At 66.4% G+C, this 19,330-nt stretch carries 22 protein-coding genes; 12 read left to right on the forward strand and 10 right to left on the reverse strand.

Annotation, left to right across the window (positions count from 1 at the left end):
* Positions 1-82: 82 nt before the first annotated feature.
* From ACODSM_RS07880 to ACODSM_RS07900, 5 genes are all read right to left on the reverse strand, one after another.
* Entirely contained in the window at positions 83-1,138 is a 1,056-nt protein-coding gene (locus ACODSM_RS07880; RefSeq protein WP_015013931.1) for a GGDEF domain-containing protein, read from the reverse strand.
* Positions 1,139-1,177: 39 nt separating this feature from the next.
* On the reverse strand, positions 1,178-1,951 hold the full coding sequence (trmB, locus tag ACODSM_RS07885; protein WP_488804879.1) for a tRNA (guanosine(46)-N7)-methyltransferase TrmB: 774 nt from the start codon (positions 1,949-1,951) through the stop codon (positions 1,178-1,180).
* Positions 1,948-2,904: a tRNA glutamyl-Q(34) synthetase GluQRS gene (gene gluQRS, locus ACODSM_RS07890; RefSeq protein WP_488804919.1), complete on the reverse strand. Its 957-nt coding sequence runs from the start codon at positions 2,902-2,904 to the stop codon at positions 1,948-1,950. Before gluQRS ends, trmB begins: the two co-directional genes overlap by 4 nt.
* A 65-nt stretch (positions 2,905-2,969) precedes the next feature.
* Positions 2,970-4,112, reverse strand: coding sequence for an NAD(P)/FAD-dependent oxidoreductase (locus ACODSM_RS07895; RefSeq protein ID WP_488804880.1), 1,143 nt, complete (start codon positions 4,110-4,112; stop codon positions 2,970-2,972).
* Positions 4,113-4,209: 97 nt separating this feature from the next.
* Entirely contained in the window at positions 4,210-5,148 is a 939-nt protein-coding gene (locus ACODSM_RS07900; protein ID WP_056744595.1) for a LysR family transcriptional regulator, read from the reverse strand.
* A gap of 104 nt (positions 5,149-5,252) precedes the next feature.
* On the opposite strand from ACODSM_RS07900, the gene ACODSM_RS07905 reads away from it, so the two are divergent.
* From ACODSM_RS07905 to ACODSM_RS07925, 5 genes are all read left to right on the forward strand, one after another.
* A complete protein-coding gene (locus ACODSM_RS07905; RefSeq protein WP_488804881.1) occupies positions 5,253-5,954 on the forward strand; it encodes a pirin family protein in 702 nt (233 codons plus the stop codon).
* Between the two features lie 40 nt (positions 5,955-5,994).
* Complete coding sequence (locus ACODSM_RS07910; protein WP_056744599.1) at positions 5,995-6,408, forward strand: DoxX family protein; 414 nt, start codon at positions 5,995-5,997, stop codon at positions 6,406-6,408.
* A gap of 143 nt (positions 6,409-6,551) precedes the next feature.
* Positions 6,552-7,106 carry a flavodoxin family protein gene (locus tag ACODSM_RS07915; RefSeq protein WP_108497527.1) on the forward strand — a complete coding sequence of 185 codons (555 nt, stop codon included), beginning with the start codon at positions 6,552-6,554 and terminating at the stop codon, positions 7,104-7,106.
* A gap of 59 nt (positions 7,107-7,165) precedes the next feature.
* Positions 7,166-7,573 (forward strand): OsmC family protein, encoded by a 408-nt coding sequence (locus ACODSM_RS07920; protein ID WP_488804882.1) that lies wholly within the window; start codon positions 7,166-7,168, stop codon positions 7,571-7,573.
* Positions 7,570-8,463, forward strand: coding sequence for a pirin family protein (locus ACODSM_RS07925; RefSeq protein ID WP_488804883.1), 894 nt, complete (start codon positions 7,570-7,572; stop codon positions 8,461-8,463). Before ACODSM_RS07920 ends, ACODSM_RS07925 begins: the two co-directional genes overlap by 4 nt.
* A 60-nt stretch (positions 8,464-8,523) precedes the next feature.
* On the opposite strand, the gene ACODSM_RS07930 is transcribed toward ACODSM_RS07925, so the two are convergent.
* From ACODSM_RS07930 to ACODSM_RS07945, 4 genes are all read right to left on the reverse strand, one after another.
* Positions 8,524-9,300, reverse strand: coding sequence for a sulfurtransferase (locus ACODSM_RS07930; RefSeq protein WP_488804884.1), 777 nt, complete (start codon positions 9,298-9,300; stop codon positions 8,524-8,526).
* A gap of 87 nt (positions 9,301-9,387) precedes the next feature.
* The gene (locus tag ACODSM_RS07935; RefSeq protein WP_209819541.1) at positions 9,388-10,242 is read right to left on the reverse strand and encodes a MinD/ParA family protein; all 855 of its coding nucleotides are present in this window, start codon (positions 10,240-10,242) and stop codon (positions 9,388-9,390) included.
* Positions 10,243-10,252: 10 nt separating this feature from the next.
* Positions 10,253-11,026 carry a GGDEF domain-containing protein gene (locus ACODSM_RS07940; protein WP_488804885.1) on the reverse strand — a complete coding sequence of 258 codons (774 nt, stop codon included), beginning with the start codon at positions 11,024-11,026 and terminating at the stop codon, positions 10,253-10,255.
* Between the two features lie 91 nt (positions 11,027-11,117).
* Positions 11,118-12,806, reverse strand: coding sequence for a SulP family inorganic anion transporter (locus ACODSM_RS07945; RefSeq protein ID WP_488804886.1), 1,689 nt, complete (start codon positions 12,804-12,806; stop codon positions 11,118-11,120).
* Between the two features lie 178 nt (positions 12,807-12,984).
* On the opposite strand from ACODSM_RS07945, the gene ACODSM_RS07950 reads away from it, so the two are divergent.
* The 4 genes from ACODSM_RS07950 to ACODSM_RS07965 all read left to right on the forward strand — a co-directional run bounded on the left by ACODSM_RS07950 (position 12,985) and on the right by ACODSM_RS07965 (position 15,992).
* Complete coding sequence (locus tag ACODSM_RS07950) at positions 12,985-13,476, forward strand: BON domain-containing protein (RefSeq protein ID WP_015013945.1); 492 nt, start codon at positions 12,985-12,987, stop codon at positions 13,474-13,476.
* 90 nt (positions 13,477-13,566) lie between these two features.
* A complete protein-coding gene (locus ACODSM_RS07955; RefSeq protein ID WP_488804887.1) occupies positions 13,567-14,802 on the forward strand; it encodes a PLP-dependent transferase in 1,236 nt (411 codons plus the stop codon).
* 94 nt (positions 14,803-14,896) lie between these two features.
* Positions 14,897-15,787 (forward strand): DUF2189 domain-containing protein, encoded by an 891-nt coding sequence (locus tag ACODSM_RS07960; RefSeq protein WP_488804888.1) that lies wholly within the window; start codon positions 14,897-14,899, stop codon positions 15,785-15,787.
* A gap of 25 nt (positions 15,788-15,812) precedes the next feature.
* Positions 15,813-15,992 (forward strand): hypothetical protein, encoded by a 180-nt coding sequence (locus tag ACODSM_RS07965; protein WP_082564946.1) that lies wholly within the window; start codon positions 15,813-15,815, stop codon positions 15,990-15,992.
* A 181-nt stretch (positions 15,993-16,173) separates the two neighbouring features.
* Here the strand turns inward: ACODSM_RS07965 and ACODSM_RS07970 are convergent, their stop codons facing one another.
* Positions 16,174-16,854, reverse strand: a complete 681-nt coding sequence (locus tag ACODSM_RS07970; protein WP_056063138.1) for an arylesterase — start codon at positions 16,852-16,854, stop codon at positions 16,174-16,176.
* A 15-nt stretch (positions 16,855-16,869) separates the two neighbouring features.
* On the opposite strand from ACODSM_RS07970, the gene ACODSM_RS07975 reads away from it, so the two are divergent.
* The 3 genes from ACODSM_RS07975 to ACODSM_RS07985 all read left to right on the forward strand — a co-directional run bounded on the left by ACODSM_RS07975 (position 16,870) and on the right by ACODSM_RS07985 (position 19,195).
* Entirely contained in the window at positions 16,870-17,571 is a 702-nt protein-coding gene (locus tag ACODSM_RS07975) for an ABC transporter ATP-binding protein (protein ID WP_056063137.1), read from the forward strand.
* Between the two features lie 117 nt (positions 17,572-17,688).
* Positions 17,689-18,435: a 23S rRNA (guanosine(2251)-2'-O)-methyltransferase RlmB gene (rlmB, locus tag ACODSM_RS07980; protein WP_094290709.1), complete on the forward strand. Its 747-nt coding sequence runs from the start codon at positions 17,689-17,691 to the stop codon at positions 18,433-18,435.
* Positions 18,436-18,469: 34 nt separating this feature from the next.
* Positions 18,470-19,195, forward strand: coding sequence for an SIR2 family NAD-dependent protein deacylase (locus tag ACODSM_RS07985; protein ID WP_488804889.1), 726 nt, complete (start codon positions 18,470-18,472; stop codon positions 19,193-19,195).
* Positions 19,196-19,330 lie beyond the last annotated feature (135 nt).

Genomic DNA, 19,330 nt, shown 5'->3' on the forward strand with positions numbered 1-19,330 from the left:
CGGTGGAATCCGGCTCGGCCAGTGCAAGCCTTTGTGTAGCGGATAGTAGAAAGCGGGGGGAGCTGCGGAGGGCGCAGCCCGCTCAGAACAATTCGACGTCGTCGTTGGCGACCTTGGTCGCCAGGTGCCCGCTGGCCACCAGATCGTCGTAGAAGCAGACCTGGTTGCGGCCATGTTCCTTGGCGTAGTACAGCGCCTGATCGGCCTGGCCCAGGATTTCGACGGGCGAACCGCGCGTGGTACTCACAAAACCCAGGCTCACCGTCACCTGGCCCACCTGCGGGAAGTGGTACTCCTGCACGGCCAGCCGGAAGCGGTTGAACACCTTGTGGGCAGTGCTCAGCGTGGTGGAGCGCAGCAGCACCACAAACTCTTCGCCGCCAAAGCGGAAGATGCGGTCGTGGCTGCGGAATGAGCTGCGCAGAATGTTGGCGATCAGGATCAGCACTTCGTCACCATACAGGTGGCCAAAGCGGTCGTTGACCTGCTTGAAGTGGTCGATATCCACCACCGCCAGCCATTGCTGCACGGGCTCGTTGTCGCTGGCCACGGCGGTTTCTTCGGCCGCAAAGGACTCGGTGACTGCACCAGACCGGCTGGCCAGCCCGCTCATGGTGTAGCGGGAGAACTGCTCGTCAAACGTCTTGCGGTTGAACAGGCCGGTGAGCGCATCGCGCTCGCTGTAGTCGAGCAGGCTCTGGTAGTTCTGGTACACCTGAAACACGCCCATGAGCACGTCAAGCTTGTGGGCCGAGAACGGGCGCGACTGGGTGATCTCCAGGCAGGTGCTGACCTTGTCGTGCATCCACACCGGCAGCCAGAGCACATGGCGGCCGCGGCGGGGTGAGGCCAGGGCGCGCTCGCCCCGGTTGTCCACGCAGTCCCGCAGGGCGGGGTACTGGTCCAGCGGCTCCCTGCGGGGGTCGGCTGCAGCTTCGGAGTCGGTGGACACCAGCTGGCCGTTATCCACCCAGGTGCGGGGGCGCACATGGGGCACACCGCCCTCCGTGAACAGTTCCAGGGCCCGCACCTCGATGATGCTGCTGAGTTTTTGCAGCGTGGACAGCACCGACACCTCCAGCCGCAGGTGGTCGCGGTGGCCAGTCATCTCCACCAGGTTTTGCAGGATGGGTTTCATAGGCGGTGTGCTGCGGGCCGATCGGGGCATGTCGTTGGGTCAGTTACGGCGCACAAACACCACGTCCCACACCCCATGGCCCAGTCGCAGGCCTCGGTTTTCGAACTTGGTCAGCGGGCGGTAGTCGGGTTGCGGTGCAAAGCCGTCTGCAGTGTTTTGCAGCAGGGGCTCGGCGCTCAGCACCTGCAGCATCTGCTCTGCGTAGGGTTGCCAGTCGGTGGCGCAATGCAGGTAGCCGCCGGGCTTGAGGCGTGCAGCCAGCTTGGCCACCAGCGGGGGCTGGATCAGGCGGCGCTTGTTGTGCTTTTTCTTGTGCCAGGGGTCGGGGAAGAAGATGTGCACGCCGTCGAGGACGCCGGGCGGCAGCATGTGGTCGATCACCTCCACGGCGTCGTGCTGCAGGATGCGGATGTTGGTCAGCCCTTGTTCGCCAATGCGCTTGAGCAGGGCGCCCACGCCGGGCTCATGCACCTCGCAGCACAGAAAGTTGTCGTCTGGCCGCACGCGGGCAATATGGGCCGTGGCCTCGCCCATGCCAAAACCGATCTCCAGCACCAGTGGCGCGCTGCGGCCAAAGGCGCCGGTGGCGTCCAGCGGCGCAGCGGTGTAGGGCAGCACAAAACGCGGGCCGAAGTCTTCAAAGGCCTTGGCCTGGCCCGTGGTGGTGCGGCCGGCGCGGCGCACAAAGCTCTTGATGGTTTTGGGGTGGGTCACACCGGCGGGGGCAGAGCCCTGTGCAGTGGGCGCTGTGGGGGCGGTGGAGGCTGCGGGCGCAGCACTGGCGGGGGCGGAGGCTGTGGTCAATTCGGTCACGGTGGGCCATTGTAGTTTCGTCGCCACGCCGCGACCCACTGTGCCAGTGCGTCGGGTATGCAAATGTTGTGCAGATTTGCCACAGCGGGCAAGCCCAGGGCCAGCGCGGCGTGCGACAAGGCCAGTAACGGGTTGTCCAGGTCCAGCGCGCGCGCGCCGTTTTGTTTGGAGAGCTTTTCACCGTTGTCGCCGCACACCAGCGGGGTGTGCAGATAGCGCGGTGTGGGCAGCCCCAGCGCCTGCTGCAGCAGGATCTGGCGCGGCGTGTTGTCTGCGAGGTCTTCCCCCCGGACCACGTCGGTGATGCCCTGGTCGGCATCGTCCACCACCACGGCCAGCTGATAAGCCCACAGCCCGTCTGCGCGGCGCAGCACAAAGTCGCCTACTGCGGTCGCCACCTGTTGCTGCTGGCGCCCCAGGCGGCGGTCGTACCACTGCAGCACGCCATCTGCTACTGAATATGTAGCGCTCCAGGCATGATCCACTAGCGCAATAGGTTGTTTTGGCTTGAAGTCTGTGACATTGAAGCGCCAGGAGCGCCCCGTGCGGCCGTTCAGCCCCTGGCGGCAAGTGCCGGGGTAGGGCAGCGCCGCATGCCGCTCGCGGGCATGGCCCTGGGCGGCATGGGCGTCTTCGATGTCCTTGCGTGAGCACGAGCAGGGGTAGGCATCGCCCTGCGCCACCAGCTGGTCCAGGGCGCGCTGGTACAGACTGCTGCGCGCAGACTGCCACTGGGGCGGGGCATCGGGGTGCAGGCCACAGGTAGCCAGTTGCTGCAGGATGAAGGTGTCCGCCCCTGGCACGCAGCGGGGCTGGTCCACATCCTCGATGCGCACCAGCCACCGGCCGTTGTGTGCACGTGCATCCAGCCAGCTGGCCAGCGCGGCCACCAGAGAGCCCGCATGCAGCGGGCCCGTGGGGGAGGGGGCAAACCGCCCCACATAGCGCCCCACATTGCGCTCCTCTGGGCGTGCTGTGGGGCTGCCCTCGTTGTGCGGCGTTGCTCCTACGCCCCCCGTCATGCCACGGCAAGTGCCAGTTCCAGGCCCGACACAAAGGCATCTTCCAGCCGGTGCCCCAGGCACCAGTCACCGCAGGCGCCCAGGCCGGCCTTGGCATCCCACAGGTGGCTCTTGCCCAGCGGGTGGGTGGTTTGCGCGTAGCGCCAGCGGCGGGTGTCGGCATGCGCAGGCTCGGCCCGGATGCCGGTGACCTCGGCAAATGCCTTGAGCAGCTTGGCCTGCACGCGGGCTTCGTCGTCTTCGAGGTGTTCTGCCGACCAGGCGGGGCTGGCCTGCACCGTCCAGCGCTCCACCACGTTGCGGCCCGGCTTGGACGACTCGCGCGCCAGCCATGCAATGCGGTGGTGGGTGCTGCGCGCAGCGTTCCATTGCGGGCCCAGTGTGGTCAGGCCCGGGCGCACGGCCTGGGGGTAGGCCAGCATCAGGGTCCAGCAGGGCGCGATGGCGACCTTGGACATGGCGTCGGCCAGCGGGGAGTCGAGCCCGGAGCCGGAAATCAAGGCCTGTGCGGGCACCGAGGGCTGGGCCAGCAGCACCGCGTCAAAGCCCGCATACACATGCTGCTCGCCGCCCGCGCCTTCGGTGCGCAGTTGCCACCCGGGTGCGTTCACGGCGTCGGGTTCGATGCGGGTGACGCGGGTGTGGGTGACCAGCTGGCCTGCCTGGGCCAAGGGTTCCGCCCAGGTGGTCACCAGCGACTGCATGCCCGGGGTGGCGACCCAGTGGGCTTCGCGGTGGGGCAGGCCCACGGCGGCCACCCGGCCTGCGGCGTCCAGCACCTGGACCGAATTGGCGCTCCAGCGCTTGCAGATGCCGGGCACGGTGTCGATGGCTCGGGCAAAGCGGGGGTCGCGCACGGTGAAATACTGGGCACCGGCATCAAAGTTGCCAAAGGGGCTGTCGATGGTGGCGGTGCGGCCGCCAGCCTGGTGGGACTTTTCGAACACTGTCACCCGGTGGCCGGCCTGGACCAGGGTTCGGGCACAGACAATGCCCGCCATGCCCGCGCCAATGATGGCGAAGTGGCGCTGCTGTTTGCCGGAGGGGGTGATAGGGGTGGCGGGCGCTGCGGAAGCTGCAGGGGCCGGGGCGCTGGTGCGTCGGAGCCGTTTGGCGGGGAGAGGATCAGGTTTGCTCATGGGAGGCCTTTCGGTGACGGTCGGCAAAAGAAATGCGATGCAAAACCAACAGCAACCACTCTACACGCGGTGCCGGCCTGTGCGCACTGGATCAGGGTCACAAATGATGGTGGTTTTCCAGCAGAGCGCGGCGTGTGGCGGGGCTTTGCAGCTGGTTCAGCCACCACTGCAGCGCGCGGCCGGGGGCGGTGAAGCCAGGGCCGCCCCAGGCGTAGTGCACGCGCACGTTGCGCTCCGGCCGGGCCACGCGGCGCGCCACCAGGCGGCCGGCCTCCAGGTAGGGGCGCACCATGGGTTCGGGCAGAAAACCGCCACCCAGGCCGCGCAACTGCACGCGCACCTTGGCCTGCATGGTGTCCACCGTCAACACATCCTGTCCGCCCAGCAGGCCCATGGTGGCGCCGCCACGGGTGGCCGAGTCGGCCACGGCCACGGCGCGGTGCTCCAGCAGCGTGGCGTCGGAGATGGGCTCGGGCGCGGTGGCCAGCGGGTGGTGGGGCGCCACCACGTAGATGAAGAGCACATCGCCCAGCAGCCCTTGCTGCAGGCCGGCCACGTTGTTGCTGGCGACCGATACGCCAATGGCCAGGTCGGCGCGGCCGGAGGTCAGCGCCTCCAGCGTGCCAGTCATGATGCCGTCGCGCAGCTTGAGGCGCGTGGGGGGCTTCATGGCGTAGAACGCGTCCACCAGCTCCAGCAGGGTGTGCGGCGAGATGATGCCGTCCACCGACAGCGTGAGCTGCGGCTCCCAGCCCGTGGCCACGCGGCGCACGCGGTGGGCCACGGCGTCGATGTCCTGCAGCAGGCGCGCGCCTTCGCGCAGCAGCTCCACCCCTGCCTCGGTGGGGCGGGCCTGGCGGGCGCTGCGGTCAAACAGCAGCACGTCCAGTGCGTCTTCGATCTGGCGCACACGGTAGGTGAGGGCGCTGGGCACCAGGCCCAGCTGCCGTGCGGCGGCGGCAAAGCTGCCGGCCTCGGCAATCACCTGCAGCATGGTCAGCGCATCGGGGGTGAGGACATCGCGGGCGTTTTGCATGATGGCGCCATGTTAATTCAGATTATTTGAACATTGCCATCAATCCGCCTGTGCCCGCAGCGGGTGTGGCAGTCCTACATTCGAGTCTTGAAAGGAGCACTCACATGCTGACTGTTCGTAAATCGCAAGACCGGGGCCACGCCGACCATGGCTGGCTCAATTCCTTCCACAGCTTCTCGTTCGCCGGGTACTACGACCCCGCCCACATGGGCTTTGGCAACCTGCGCGTCATCAACGAAGACCGCATTGCGCCGGGCACCGGGTTTGGCACCCATGGCCACCGCGACATGGAAATCATCAGCTACGTGCTGTCGGGCGAACTGGCCCACAAGGACAGCATGGGCAACGTCAAGGGCATCCCGCCCGGTGACGTGCAGCGCATGAGCGCAGGCACTGGCGTGCAGCACAGCGAGTTCAACCACGCTGCAGGCCAGACCACGCACTTCCTGCAGATCTGGATCGAGCCCAACGTACGCGGCATTCCGCCCAGCTACGAGCAAAAGACCTTTGCCGAAGCGGAAAAGCGCGGCGCACTGCGCCTGGTGGCGTCGCCCGATGGCGCCCAGGGCTCGGTCAAGATCCATGCCGATGCGGCCCTGTATGCGGGCCTTCTGGATGGCGACGAGTCCGTCACCCTGGCGCTGAACCCCGCCCGCAAGACCTATGTGCACCTGGTGCGTGGCGCGCTGAGCGCCAACGGCCAGGCCCTGTCGGGCGGCGACGCGCTGCTGATGGAAAAGGAAACCACCTTGTCGTTGACCGATGGCCACGACGCCGAGGTGCTGGTGTTTGACCTGGCCGCCTGATCTTTATTTCGTAACCACTTTCACTCAGGAGTTCTTCACCATGTTCACATCCCTGCAAAACCCTCTGGCCCTGGCATCGCGCCTGCTGCTGGCCGCCCTGTTCCTGCCTGCGGGCATCAGCAAACTGACCGGCTTTGCCGGCACCGTGGGCTACATCACTTCGGTGGGCCTGCCCATGCCCACGGTGGCGGCAGCCGTTGCGGCGGCGGTTGAAGTGCTGGGCAGCCTGGCGCTGATCTTTGGCGTGGGCACCCGGTTTGCCGCACTGGCGTTGGCCTTCTTCACGCTGGTGGCCAGCTTCTTCTTTCATGCCTACTGGAACCTGCCCGCAGACAAGCAAATGATGCAGCAGCTCATGTTCTTCAAGAACGTGGGTGTGACCGGCGGCCTGCTGGCCCTGGCAGCGTTTGGCGCCGGCGCCTGGAGCCTGGACGCACGCCGCTCGGACCGCTGATCCGGTGGGCATGCAAAGGGCCTGCAACCCGCAGGGGTGCAGGTTCTAGCATTCAATCTCGTCGTTGGTTGTCGTTCTGTTGGTAGTTCTTTTGGTTCTTTCCCCTGGTCTCGTTCCCTCATCGTTTCAACAGGAGTTATCTCATGGCACACATCGCAGTTGTTTACCACTCGGGTTATGGTCACACGCAGCGCCTGGCGCAGTCTGTGGCGGAAGGTGCCGGCGCCCAGCTAGTCGCCATTGATGCAGAGGGCAACCTGCCCGAAGGCGGCTGGGAAACGCTGGCCGCTGCCAGCGCCATCATCTTTGGCTCGCCGACCTACATGGCGGGCCCCAGCTGGCAGTTCAAGAAGTTTGCCGACGCCTCGTCCAAGCCCTGGTTCAGCCAGGCCTGGAAGGACAAGCTGTTTGCAGGCTTTACCAACAGCGCCAGCACCAATGGCGACAAGCAGATCACGCTGGACTACATGTTCCACCTGGCCATGCAGCACGGCGGCATCTGGGTGGGCAACGGCATGATGCCCGCCAACTCCAAGGCGGCCACCCGCAACGATGTGAACTGGATCGGCTCGTTCAGTGGCGCCATGTCCCAGTCGCCGTCCGACGCCTCGGCCGCCGAGATGTTCCCTGGCGACCTGGAGACGGGCAAGCAGTTTGGCCAGCGTGTGGCCGACGTGGCCCGACGCCTCTCTCGTTAAGGCGCAGCCGCCTTTTGGCGCTACAGTGGCGCGCCCCAGTACAACCAGGAGAACACCCCATGGCAGTTGAATTGCGGCGCGTCCCCGGCGCGCCCATGGCCCAGACCGTGCGTATCCGCGCGCACGACCTCGTGGCCGATGGCAGTGTGGAGGAGGGCGGCGCTGACAGCGGCCCCAGCCCGCACGACCTGTATGACGCTGCCTTGGGGGCCTGCAAGGCGCTCACGGTGTTGTGGTACGCACGCCGCAAGGGCCTGCCGGTGGAAGATGTGCAGACCGTGGTTGAGCGCGACGCATCGGCCGAACGCACGGGGGTCTACCGCCTCGCGACCCGGCTGCAAGTCAGCGGTGATCTCACCGATGCCCAGATCGCCGAGCTGGAAACCGTGGCGCAGAAATGCCCTGTGCACAAGCTGATGACCACGGTGACGACCGAGATCAGCACTTCCTTGGAGCGTGCATCATGAGCGATACCCCCAGCTTTCTGCCCCTCACGGGCCATGCCAAGGACCTGGGCGGCGGCTTCACCGTGCGCCGCCTGCTGCCCGCGGTGCAGCGCAAGGCCGTGGGGCCCTTCCTGTTTTTCGACCACTTCGGCCCGGTGACGGTGGCTCCGGGTGACAGCCACGACGTGCGTCCCCATCCGCACATTGGCCTGGCGACGGTGACCTACCTGTTCTCGGGCGCCATCATGCACCGCGACAGCCTGGGCTATGTGCAGCAGATCGAACCCGGCGCCATCAACTGGATGACGGCCGGGCGGGGCATCGTGCACTCCGAGCGCCGCCCGGAGAGCCTGGCAAACCAGCCGTATGTGAACCACGGCATCCAGCTGTGGGCTGCGCTGCCACTGGCCCACGAAGAAGCCGACCCCTCGTTTGCGCACACGCCTGCTGCGGCCATCCCGCAGGTGCAGGTGGATGGGGCCAGCGTGCGGGTGCTGATTGGCGAGGCGTTTGGTCAGACCTCGCCGGTGGCCACCTACTCGCGCACCTTGTACCTGGACGTGCAGCTGCCTGCGGGCGCCACCCTGGAGATCCCGACATTGGTGCCCGAGCTGGCGGTGTACACCGTGGATGCACCGGTGTCGTTGAACGGCGCTGAGGTGCCTGCGCACATTCTGGCTGTGGCGGAACCCGGCCAGCCTTTGCTTCTGTCGGCCGGTGAGAGTGCCGTGCGCCTGATGGTGATCGGCGGCGATCCGCTGGATGCGCCGCGCCACATGTGGTGGAATTTTGTCTCCAGCCGCAAGGAGCGCATCGTGCAGGCTGCCAGCGACTGGGAGGCACAGGCTATGGGCCAGGTGCCGGGCGAGGTGGAGTGGATTCCCCTGCCGGAACACCGCTTCAAAGCCTGATCAAAGCATGATATTGAGATGAAAATGGACTGTAGCGCTAGTACAGCAAGCGCTGGCAGCTCATGATTTGATAGCGTTTTCTGCGGCTGCTGCGGGCACATCGATGGCAAGCCCCGTGTCCAGCACGCGGCGCTCATCAAACACAAAGCACCCGCCGTGGTAGTGCGCGCCATCCGTCAGTTCAAAGTACTTCAGGATGCCGCCCTCCAGCTGGTAGACATGGGGCAGGCCTTCCTCGCGCATGAGGATGGCGGCCTTTTCGCAGCGGATGCCGCCGGTGCAGAAGCTCACCACGGTCTTGTCCTGCAGTTCGGCCTTGTGGGCGCGCAGCGCAGGCGGAAACTCGGTGAACTTATCGATGCGCCAGTCGATGGCGTTGTCGAACGTGCCTGCGTCCACCTCGAAGGCGTTGCGGGTGTCTAGCGTGACCACTTCGCGGCCTTCGTCGTCGTGCCCCTGGTCCAGCCAGCGGCGCAGCGTGGCCGGGTCTACCGAGGGCGCGCGGCCTGCGGCAGGGCGGATAGTGGGGTGGTCCATGCGGATGATCTCGCGCTTGACCTTGACCAGCATCTTGCGAAACGGCACCGTGGCCGACCAGCTCTCCTTGGGCTCCAGGTCGGCAAAGCGGGCATCGGTGCGCAGCTGCGCGACAAACCCCCGCACGGCATCGGCCGGGCCCGCCAGAAAGAAGTTGATACCTTCCTCCGCCAGCAGGATGGTGCCCTTGAGCTGGGCGGCCACCGCACGCTCATGCAGCACATCGCGCAGCGCGGCGGCATCTGGCAGCGGCACAAACTTGTAGCAGGAGATGTTGAGGACGGTGTCGGTAGGGTTCACGGCAGTAAAAAAGCACAAAGGCCCGCTGGCGGGCCTGTGGGTCACAGTGGCCAAGCTGCGCCTCAAGCGCCGCTCGGCGTATCCGGGTCAGGCCGCTGGTGACAGCAGCGTGGACTCGATCTTGTTGGCCAGCTGCGCAATGGCCAGCGCCGCTGGGCAGCCGGGGGTCTGCAGCAGCAACAACTGGCGGCGCATCACGGCATCGCGCACCGAGGGATCGGCCGGGATGTCGCCCATGTGGATCAGGCGCATGGGGCGGCCGGATTCGGTGCTCACAAAGCGGTCGAGCACCTGCTGCAGCTGGCTGGTGATGGCGCGGCCATCGCCCGGGCGTGCGGCCTGGTTGATGACCATGCGCACATGTTGGCGCTTTTGCTGCATGGCCAGTACCTTGATGGCGGCGTAGGCATCGGTGAGCGAGGTGGGTTCGGGCGTGGCCACGATCAGCACCTCGGAGGCCAGCGACACCGAGAACAGCACCACATCGGAGATGCCGGCGCCGGTATCGAGCAGCACCACGTCGTAGCGCGGCGTGAGCGCCTGGATCACATTCAGGAACTGGTTGCGCACCTCGGGCGTGAGGCGCGAATACTCCACCATGCCCGAGCCGGCCAGCAGCACATCAAAGCCACCAGGCGCGGCGATCACGGCGTCGTCCAGCGCGGCTTTGCCGGTGAACACGTCATGCAGGGTGATCTTGGGGTGCAGGTTCAGCACCACGTCCAGGTTGGCCAGGCCCAGGTCGGCGTCGAGAACCAGCACGCGCTGGCCTCGGCGGGTGAGGGCTGCGGCCAGGTTGGCCGATACGAAAGTCTTGCCCACACCACCTTTGCCGCTGGTCACCGCAATGATGCGTGCGCCTTGTGTGGCAGAAGCCATGGGTGTGGCAGGACCTGCAGGTGCTGCAGGCGTTGTGGGTTGGGGGGACAGCGCGTCGCTCATCATCTAACTTTCAGTAGGCGCTGCCTGTTGGGTTGGGGTCCAGTGGAGGCAGATCGCCCCAACCCGAGGGGGTGTAGAGCGGGCCAAACAACAGGCTTTTCTCTTCGGCACTGACGGTGCTGTCGGGTTGTTCCTCGATGCTGACACGGTTGCGGCCCGACGCCTTGGCCTGGTAGAGCTGGTGGTCGGCACGGTCGGTCCACAGCAGGGTGGTGGAGCGGATCCACTGCATGGCGAACGCGCCACCAATGCTCACCGTCACGTTCAGTTCGACTGTCGGGGAGATGCGAATGGGCGTGTTGGCCACTGCGCGCCGGATGCGTTCTGCCACCACGCGGCCAAAAGCGGCCTGGCAGGCGGGCAGCACCACCGCAAATTCTTCGCCGCCGTAGCGGGCCAGGGTGTCCATGGGGCGCACACAGGCGCTGAGCGTGCGGGCCACCGACTGGAGCACCACATCGCCAGCCAGATGGCCGTGGGTGTCATTCACCGTTTTGAAGTGGTCGATGTCCAGCATCAGCAGAAGGGCTGCCTCGCCGGAGCGAGTCACGCGATCGATTTCACGTTCCAGCACCGCGCGGAAATGTCTGCGGTTCGCCAGTCCCGTGAGCGGGTCTTTGAGCGACAGCTCGCACAGGCCGTCGATCAGGCCCTGCAAATAAAGGGAAGGCACCTCGCGGTGCAGTGCTGCCTCGCTGCCGCCGGCCTGAGCCACCAGTGCGTGGGCAGTATCCAGGCGAAGGTCGCGCAGATCTACCAGATGAGAGGCCGCTGAGTCAGACACAAATTGGAACAAAGAGAGTTAGGCAAGTGTACCAGCGCGTCAGCAAGAACAAGGCCGTGGCACAGCGGTCGCAGCGTAGGTAAAACCCGGCTCACGCCCGCGCCACGGGCTCGGGAAGCTGCTGCAGTGCCACCAGCGCCTCGGCGTCGGTCCGGTACATGGCAAGCCCGGGGCGCAGGTCCAGCAGCCCGGCCTGGCGCAGCACCTGCTCCACCGGCAGCTTCAGGCCACTCAGATGCAAGGTACCGCCCCGCAGTTCCATCTGCGCCAGCAGTTGGGCAAAGGTTTCGACGCCCGTCACATCGATGCGGTTGATGGGCTGGGCCAGAAGGCACAGGTGCACCACCTCGGGGTGGGCGGACAGGTGCTCGGTCACGCGCCGCTCCAGCGCGCTGGCGGAGGCAAAGTCCAGCTCCGCATCCATGCGCAGCGCCAGCAACCGGGAGGCGAGGGGTGGCAGCTGCCACAGGTGCCGGTCGCGCAGGCTGCCGTCCGGGTGCAGGCCCACCTCGATGATGCGCGGGTGCAGGCGCTGGTACAGGAAGTGGCTCAGGTTCATCAACAAACCCACCAGCACGCCCCAGTACATGCGCGGGGCGGTGGCCAGGGTCAGGGCAAAGGTGACGCCACCGATCACAGCCTCCACGCGCGATACCCGCCACAGCCGCAGCAGGGTGCCGGGTTTGATGAGGCTGGTGACAGCCGTGACCACCACCGCCGCCAGCACCGACTGCGGGACGTGGTACAGCGCAGGCGTCAGCCACAGCAGCACGACCAGCACCAGGCTGATCGCAAACAGCGTGGCCCAGCCGGTCTTGGCGCCCGCATACAGGTTGATGGCCGAACGCGAGAAGGAAGCGCTGGTGGCAAAGCTGCCGCACAGGCCGCTGCTGATCTTGGCCAGGCCCTGGCCGATCAGGTCCTGGTTTTCGTTCCACTGCTCCTTGGAGCGCTGGCTTTCCACCTTGGCGCTGGACGCGGTCTCCAGAAAGCTCACCAGCGTCACCACCAGCACGGGCATCACCAGTGCGCTGAAGCTGGACCAGGGCAGGGCGCCCGGCCAGTAGGGGGCTGGCAAGCCCGAGGGCAACGCCCCCACCACGGCCCCGCCAGCGTCTGCGTAGCCCAGGGACCAGCTCAAGGCGCCTGCCACGCCCACCACCACAATCGCGGCCGGAAACTGCGGCAGCCAGCGGCGCGCCAGCATCAGCAAGCCCAGGCTGCCCAGGCCAAAGCCTGCGGCCGTCAGGTCAAACAGACCGGGCGAGGGCGTCGAGAGCAGAGCGCTCCAGTCGGCGGCGCGTAACCCGGTCAGCGCCGCCAGTTGCGACCCCAGGATCAGCAGTGCTGCCGCCTGCGTAAAACCATTGAGCACGGGTGATGTCACGAGGTTGAGCAACCAGCCAAAGCGCGCGATACCCATCACCATTTGCAGCAGCCCCGACAGCAGGGCCATCCACGCGGCCAGGGCCACCCACTGCGCACTACCGGGTTCGGCCAGGCCGGTGAGCGAGGCACCGATCAGAAGACTGGTCAGCGCGGTAGGGCCCACCCCCAGCCGGGTGGAGGAGCTGAACAGCACTGCGACCAGCGCCGGAATCAGGGATGCATAAATGCCGGTGACCAGAGGCATGCCCGCCAGCGCAGCGTAGGCCACGCCCTGGGGTACCAGCATCAACCCTACCGTCATGCCTGCCCAGAACTCGCCTTTGAGCAGTTGCCGATCCGGGCGGGGCCATTTCAAAAAAGGAAGCCAGCGTGCGAGCGAATGCAGGGTCATGCCCTCGATTGTCGCGCGCCCGGGACCTCGGCGCCCCGGCTCTTCCCAATAGGCAAGGGCACCGGTGGTGGCGGACCGCAGGCTCCTTCGTCCTACAGGCACTTCGGCCCTGTCCGACCCGCAGGCTTCGACCGCTTGCCTACAGTCTGCCCATGTCTTAACCGCAAGGAGTCAAAGCATGAATTCCCAAAACCTGATGGATCGTCCCGCCCACCGCATCGCCAGCATCTTGGCCGTCAGCGCCCTGGCCTTGGGTCTCGCCGCATGCGGCAAGACCGAAGAGCCCACCGTGGGCCAGCGTCTGGACTCTGCGGTCGAAAAGACCGAGCAGGCGGCTGCCGACGCCCGAGTGAAGGCCGAAAGCGCCATGCAGAGTGCCGAAACCAAGATGGAGCAGGGCGCTGCCAATGCAGAAGCTACCGCCAAGGACGCCGCCAACACCGCCAAGGGCGCGATTGACGACGCCACAATCACCGCCCAGGTGAATGCGGGCTTGGCCAAGGACCCCGATCTGAGCGCGCTCAAGATCAACGTGGACACCGTGAACGGCAAGGTCACTCTGAACGGCCCCGCGCCCTCTACCGTAGCCCGTGACCGCGCCGAAACCATCGCCAAAAGCGTGACGGGCGTGACCTCGGTCAACAACCAGCTGGTCGTCACCGCCAGCTAATGTGGGACCACAGGGCGGGCGGCCTGTGCCGCACAGCCCTGATCACCGCACCCACGCGCCGCCCGGTTCACCACCGGCCGGCGCGCTACCATGGCTGGCATGAAAGACCACGACCTTGATCTTGCCACCCACCTCGTCCACCACGACTACCAGCCTCCGGACGGCTTTGTAGCCCCCCAGCCCGGGGTGTTCAAGGCCTCCACGGTCATCTTCCCCAACGTCGCGGCCATGCGCTCGCGGGAGTGGAAGGACAAGAGCGGCTACACCTACGGCCTGCACGGCACGCCCACCACGTTCATCCTCGAAGAGCGCCTGTGCGCGCTGGAAGGTGGCCTGCAGTGTGTGCTGGTGCCCAGCGGCCTCGCCGCCATCGCGAACGTGGGGATGGCCTTGCTCAAGTCCGGCGATGAGGTGCTGATCCCCGACAACGCTTACGGCCCTGGCAAGGACTTTGCCAACGGCGAGCTGGCCCGTTTCGGCATCACCCATGCGTTTTACGACCCGCTGGACCCGGCTGACCTGGCTGCGCGCATCACGTCCGCCACCCGGCTGGTGTGGCTGGAGGCTCCCGGCTCGGTGAGCATGGAGTTCCCCGACCTGTGCGAGCAGGTGCGCATCTGCCGCGCGCGCGGCGTGACTACCGCGCTGGACAACACCTGGGGTGCGGGCCTGGCGTTTGCGCCGTTTGACCTGACGGGCGATGGCAGCCTGGGCGTGGACATTTCTGCCCATGCGCTCACCAAGTACCCCAGCGGAGGGGGCGATGTGCTCATGGGCAGCGTTATCACACGCGACCTGGGCCTGCACATGAAGATCAAGCTCACGCACATGCGGCTGGGCCTGGGCGTGGGCGCCAACGATGCCGAGGCGATCCTGCGCGCGCTGCCCAGCATCGGCCTGCGCTACCGCGCACACGACGAAGCCGCGCGCCAGCTAGCGCGCTGGTTGCAGCAGCAGCCAGCCATCGCGCAGGTGCTGCACCCTGCGCTGGAGGGCGCCCCCGGCCATGCCCACTGGAAGGCGCTGTGCGGCGCTGCAGAGGGCGGGCTGGGCGCGGCGGCCGGCCTGTTCAGCGTGATGATCGACGCGCGCTACACCCAGCAGCAGGTGGACGTCTTCTGTGACAGCCTGCGCCTGTTCAAGCTGGGCTACAGCTGGGGCGGGCCCATGAGCCTGGTGGTGCCTTACACCATCGCCAGCATGCGCAGCCGCCCGTCGCCCCACCTGAAGCCGGGCACGCTGGTGCGTTTTTCCATCGGGCTGGAGGCGGTGGAGGACCTGCGGCGTGATCTGCAGCAGGCGATGGAGCGGGCCTTCCCCGCCTGAGCTGCTGTTTGGCCCTTGCCCAGGATGTAGATGTGGGGCGGGCTACGGGCTTTCCTCAGTGGCGCAGCCGAACGCGCGGGCTTAGTGTGGCGGCATGAACGCGACATCTTCCAAGCCCGGGCCGGACACCCTTGGTACCCCAGACACCTCCGAGGCCCGGCAGGCCGAGGCCATCGCCGACCGCGTGAAGGCCCAGACCGCGCAACCCGTGCAGCTGCAGCCGTTGCGCGTGGCTGACCCCTTCCGGTGGCTGCGGCGCGGCCTGGACGATGTGCGCGCCGCGCCGGGCATTGCCTTGTTCTATGGCGTGTGCTTCTGGGTCATGGCGGGGGTGCTGGGCTGGGTGTTCCGCACGCGGCCTGAATACACCATGTCGCTCGCCAGTGGCTGTCTGCTGGTGGGGCCTTTTCTGGCCATGGGGCTGTATGACACCAGCCGTCGGCGGGAGGCGGGTCTGAAGCCGCAGCTGAGCGAATCCCTTACCTGCTGGGACAGCCACATGGGCAGCATGGGCATGCTGGTGCTGGTGCTGGTGGTGCTGGAGCTGCTTTGGGGCAGGGCCTCGCTGGTGGTGTTTGCCGTGTTCTTCAACACCGGCATGCCCTCGACCACCGGCGTGCTGCAGGCGGTGTTCAACCCGCAGAACTGGAGCTTTGTGGCGGTGTACACGGTGGTGGGCGGTGTGTTTGCGGCGCTGGTGTTTTCCACCTCCGTGGTGTCCATCCCCATGATTCTGGACCGCGACACCGACGCGCTGACTGCGGGCATCACCAGCATGCGTGTGGTGATTGAAAACCCCGGCGTGATGCTGCTGTGGGGGGCATTGATCACCCTCATCGTGGCCGTCTCGCTGTGGTTTTGGGGGGTGGGCCTGGTGCTGGCGGGGCCTGTGCTGGGCTTTGCCAGCTGGCATGCGTACCGAGCTGCCGTCATTCCGCTGCAGCGCACCCCGGCAGGGCCTGAAAACCCCGTCCTGTTACAGTGAGTCTCAACTTCAGGAAGCAACTACCTTGGCAACACCCAACTACGGATACGAAAAACGCCAGCGCGAACTCGCCAAAAAACAAAAAAAGGAAGAGAAGCTGAGGGCCAAAACACAGCGCAGGCCGAACGATCCGCAAGGGGATGACCAGCCCGCTGACGACCAGCCAGCGGGCGCTGCAGGCCATCCCGAGCAGCCTGCAGGCTGAGTGACCTGGCTGCGTCACAGGGGTCCGCTGCACCAATCGCCGCGCCCTGTGCATCTGCGGTCTCTGGCGGTCTGCAGCGTTGCAAATACTCGCAATAGCTACGGCGATTGCTGCGTCTTTCGCGTGGCAGCCCCTCCCGATCCGCAGCACACACTGACCGCTCGATGCGTGCAGCGAATCCCTAACGCAGCAGCTTTTTGAGCTCTGGCCACACGTTGGCCAGCATTTGCGGATGCGCTTCGGCGCGAGGGTGAATGCGGTCGGGCTGGAACAGGCGGGTCGGGTCTGGTCCGTCAGCCACACCCTTCAAGAAAAATGGCACCACAGCCGCCTTGTGGGCCTGCGCCACGGTGGTGAACAGGCCCGCAAACTTGTTCGCGTAGTCGGTGCCATAGTTGGGTGGCACCTGCATACCCACCAGCAAGACCTTGGCCCCGGCCTTTTGCGCCGCCTGGGTCATCCAGGCCAGGTTCTCTTCGGTGTTCTTGAGCGGCAGGCCGCGCAGGGCATCGTTGCCCCCCAGTTCAATCACCACATGGCTGGGCTTGTGCTGCGCGAGCAGTGCAGCCAGGCGCGAGCGGCCGCCCGAGGTGGTCTCGCCGCTCACGCTGGCATTGACCACGGTGGCTGCAAGCTTGTCTTGCGCCAGTTGTTTTTCCAGCAGTGCCACCCAGCCCGTGCCCCGCGCCAGGCCGTATTCGGCGCTGAGCGAATCCCCCAGCACCAGAATCACCGAAGGGCGTCCGGCAGTCCCTGCCTTGGCGGCGGCCTGCGCAAAGGCCGTGGGCGCACAAAGCCCCACCACCAGGCCGATAGATGCGCTCAGGATAAAGTGGCGCCGTTGCTGCAGATTGCGAATCAAAGTAAAGAGCCTTTCATGTCCGAACCCTCCCCGCTGCCCAAGACACCGCCCGCCACCCCCATCATTGCCGTGGAGCATGTGTTCAAGTCGGTGACGGATTCCACCGGAACCCTCGACATTCTGCGGGATATCGATTTCCGCCTGGCTGCCAGGGAAACGGCGGCCATCGTTGGTGCCTCGGGCTCGGGCAAGAGCACGCTGCTGTCCATCATCGCGGGGCTCGATACCCCCACGCGCGGAACGGTGCGGCTGGACGGCCACGACCTGTTTGCCATCGATGAAGATGCGCGGGCTGCATTGCGGGCCCAGAAGGTGGGTTTTGTGTTCCAGAGCTTCCAGCTCATGGGCAACCTCACAGCGCTGGAGAACGTCATGCTGCCGCTGGAGCTGGCCGACCGCCGCGATGCACGCAAGGCCGCCACCGAGATGCTGGCGCGCGTGGGGCTGGGGCAGCGCCTGTCGCACTACCCCAAGGTGCTGTCGGGCGGCGAGCAGCAGCGCGTGGCCCTGGCCCGGGCGTTTGTGGTGCAGCCGGCCGTGCTGCTGGCGGACGAACCCACGGGCAGCCTGGATTTTGCGACGGGCGAAACCATCATGAAGCTCATGTTCGAGCTCAACCGCGAGTTGGGCACAACGCTGGTGCTGGTGACCCACGACCGCGCGATCGCCGCGCAGTGCGAGCGGCGCATCACGATCGATGCAGGGCGCGTGGTGTGAGTGGTGGGCGGGGTTTTTGAGTGTTTTGGGCCGCAGGCGCTAGTGAAACATGTGCAGGCAGCTATGAATTTGATAGTGGTCTGAGGGAGTGGGCTGCGCCCAGCGGATAATCCCCCCATGTCCAGCCCCAAAGTTCTCTTCGGCTTTCACGCCGTGGGCGTGCGTCTGAAGACCGCGCCGCAATCCATCATCGAGATTTACTACGAAGCCACGCGCCGCGATGCGCGCATGCGTCAGTTTCTCGACCGCGCCCGCGAGGCCGGTGCCCGCCTCATCGAAGCCGACAGTGTGCGCATTGCCAAGCTGGCGGGCAGCCACGGCCACCAGGGCGTGGCCGCGCGGGTCGAGCCCGTGAAGGTGGCCACCTCGCTGGATGAACTGCTGGAAGACCTGGAAGCCGCTGGCATCGAGCAGCCCCTGCTGCTGGTGCTGGACGGCGTGACCGACCCGCACAACCTGGGCGCCTGCCTGCGTGTGGCCGACGGCGCTGGTGCCCATGCCGTCATCGCCCCCAAGGACCACGCCGTGGGCATCAACGCCACCGTGGCCAAGGTGGCCAGCGGTGCGGCCGAGACCATGCCGTATTTCATGGTCACCAACCTCTCGCGCACCCTGAACGAACTCAAGGAGCGCAACATCTGGTGCATCGGCACCAGCGACGATGCGCCCAAGACCATTTACCAGGTGGACCTGAAAGGCCCCGTGGCGCTGGTGCTGGGCGCCGAAGGCGACGGCATGCGCCAGCTCACACGCAAGACCTGCGACGAACTCGTCAGCATCCCTATGAAGGGCGCGGTGGAGAGCCTGAACGTGTCCGTGGCCAGCGGCGTGTGCCTGTACGAGGCGCTGCGCCAGCGGACCTGATCCCCGGCCCGCTGCACGCATCAACGAGGGTTCCATGCTGGACACCGTGAAAGCCTGGGTCCGGCAAAGCCAGCGCATCGCCGTGCTGACGGGCGCCGGGGTCAGTGCCGAGTCGGGCGTGCCTACCTTCCGCGATGCGCAGACGGGGTACTGGGCACAGTTCCGCCCCGAAGACATGGCGACGGAGGCAGGCTTTCGCGCCCACCCCCAGCGCGTGTGGGACTGGTACCAGTATCGGCGCGACCTGCTGGCCGGGGTGTCGCCCAACGCCGGGCACCGGGCGCTGGCCGACTTTCAGCGCCGCCACCCCGACCGCATTACCCTGATCACCCAGAACGTGGACGGCCTGCACCAGCGCGCGGGCAGCACCGGCGTGCTGTGCCTGCACGGCGACATCTTTCAGGACCGCTGGCTCGACACCCCACGCAACTGCTGCTTCATCGACCACGCAGTGGCCGGCCACCCGCCGTACTGCGACCGCTGCGGCAACCTGCTGCGCCCGGGCGTGGTGTGGTTTGGCGAGCCTTTGCCGCTGGCGACTTTGGAGGCCGCCGAGCAGGCGGCCAAGCAGTGCGACCTGATGCTGGTGGTGGGCACGGCCGGTGCGGTGTACCCCGCTGCGGGACTGGCCCACCAGGCACGGGCCGCCGGTGCCAGGGTGGTGGTGCTCAACCCCGCGCCCAGTGCGCTGGATGAGGTGGCCCACCAGGTGCTGAAGGGCACGGCGGCTACGTTGCTGCTCCAGCTGTTGGACGACTGAGCGTACGCGGGGCAGAACGTCTCGGTTCGGAGCGCCACCACCGGTGTTTCGCAGCGGCTCGCGTCTCAGTGGAAACCCTGATTTGATGTGCTGCCGCCACCCTTTGTCGCCCATTGGACAGGTGTATAGGCGCGG

It is taken from the genome of Acidovorax sp. FG42 (genome assembly GCF_057809195.1).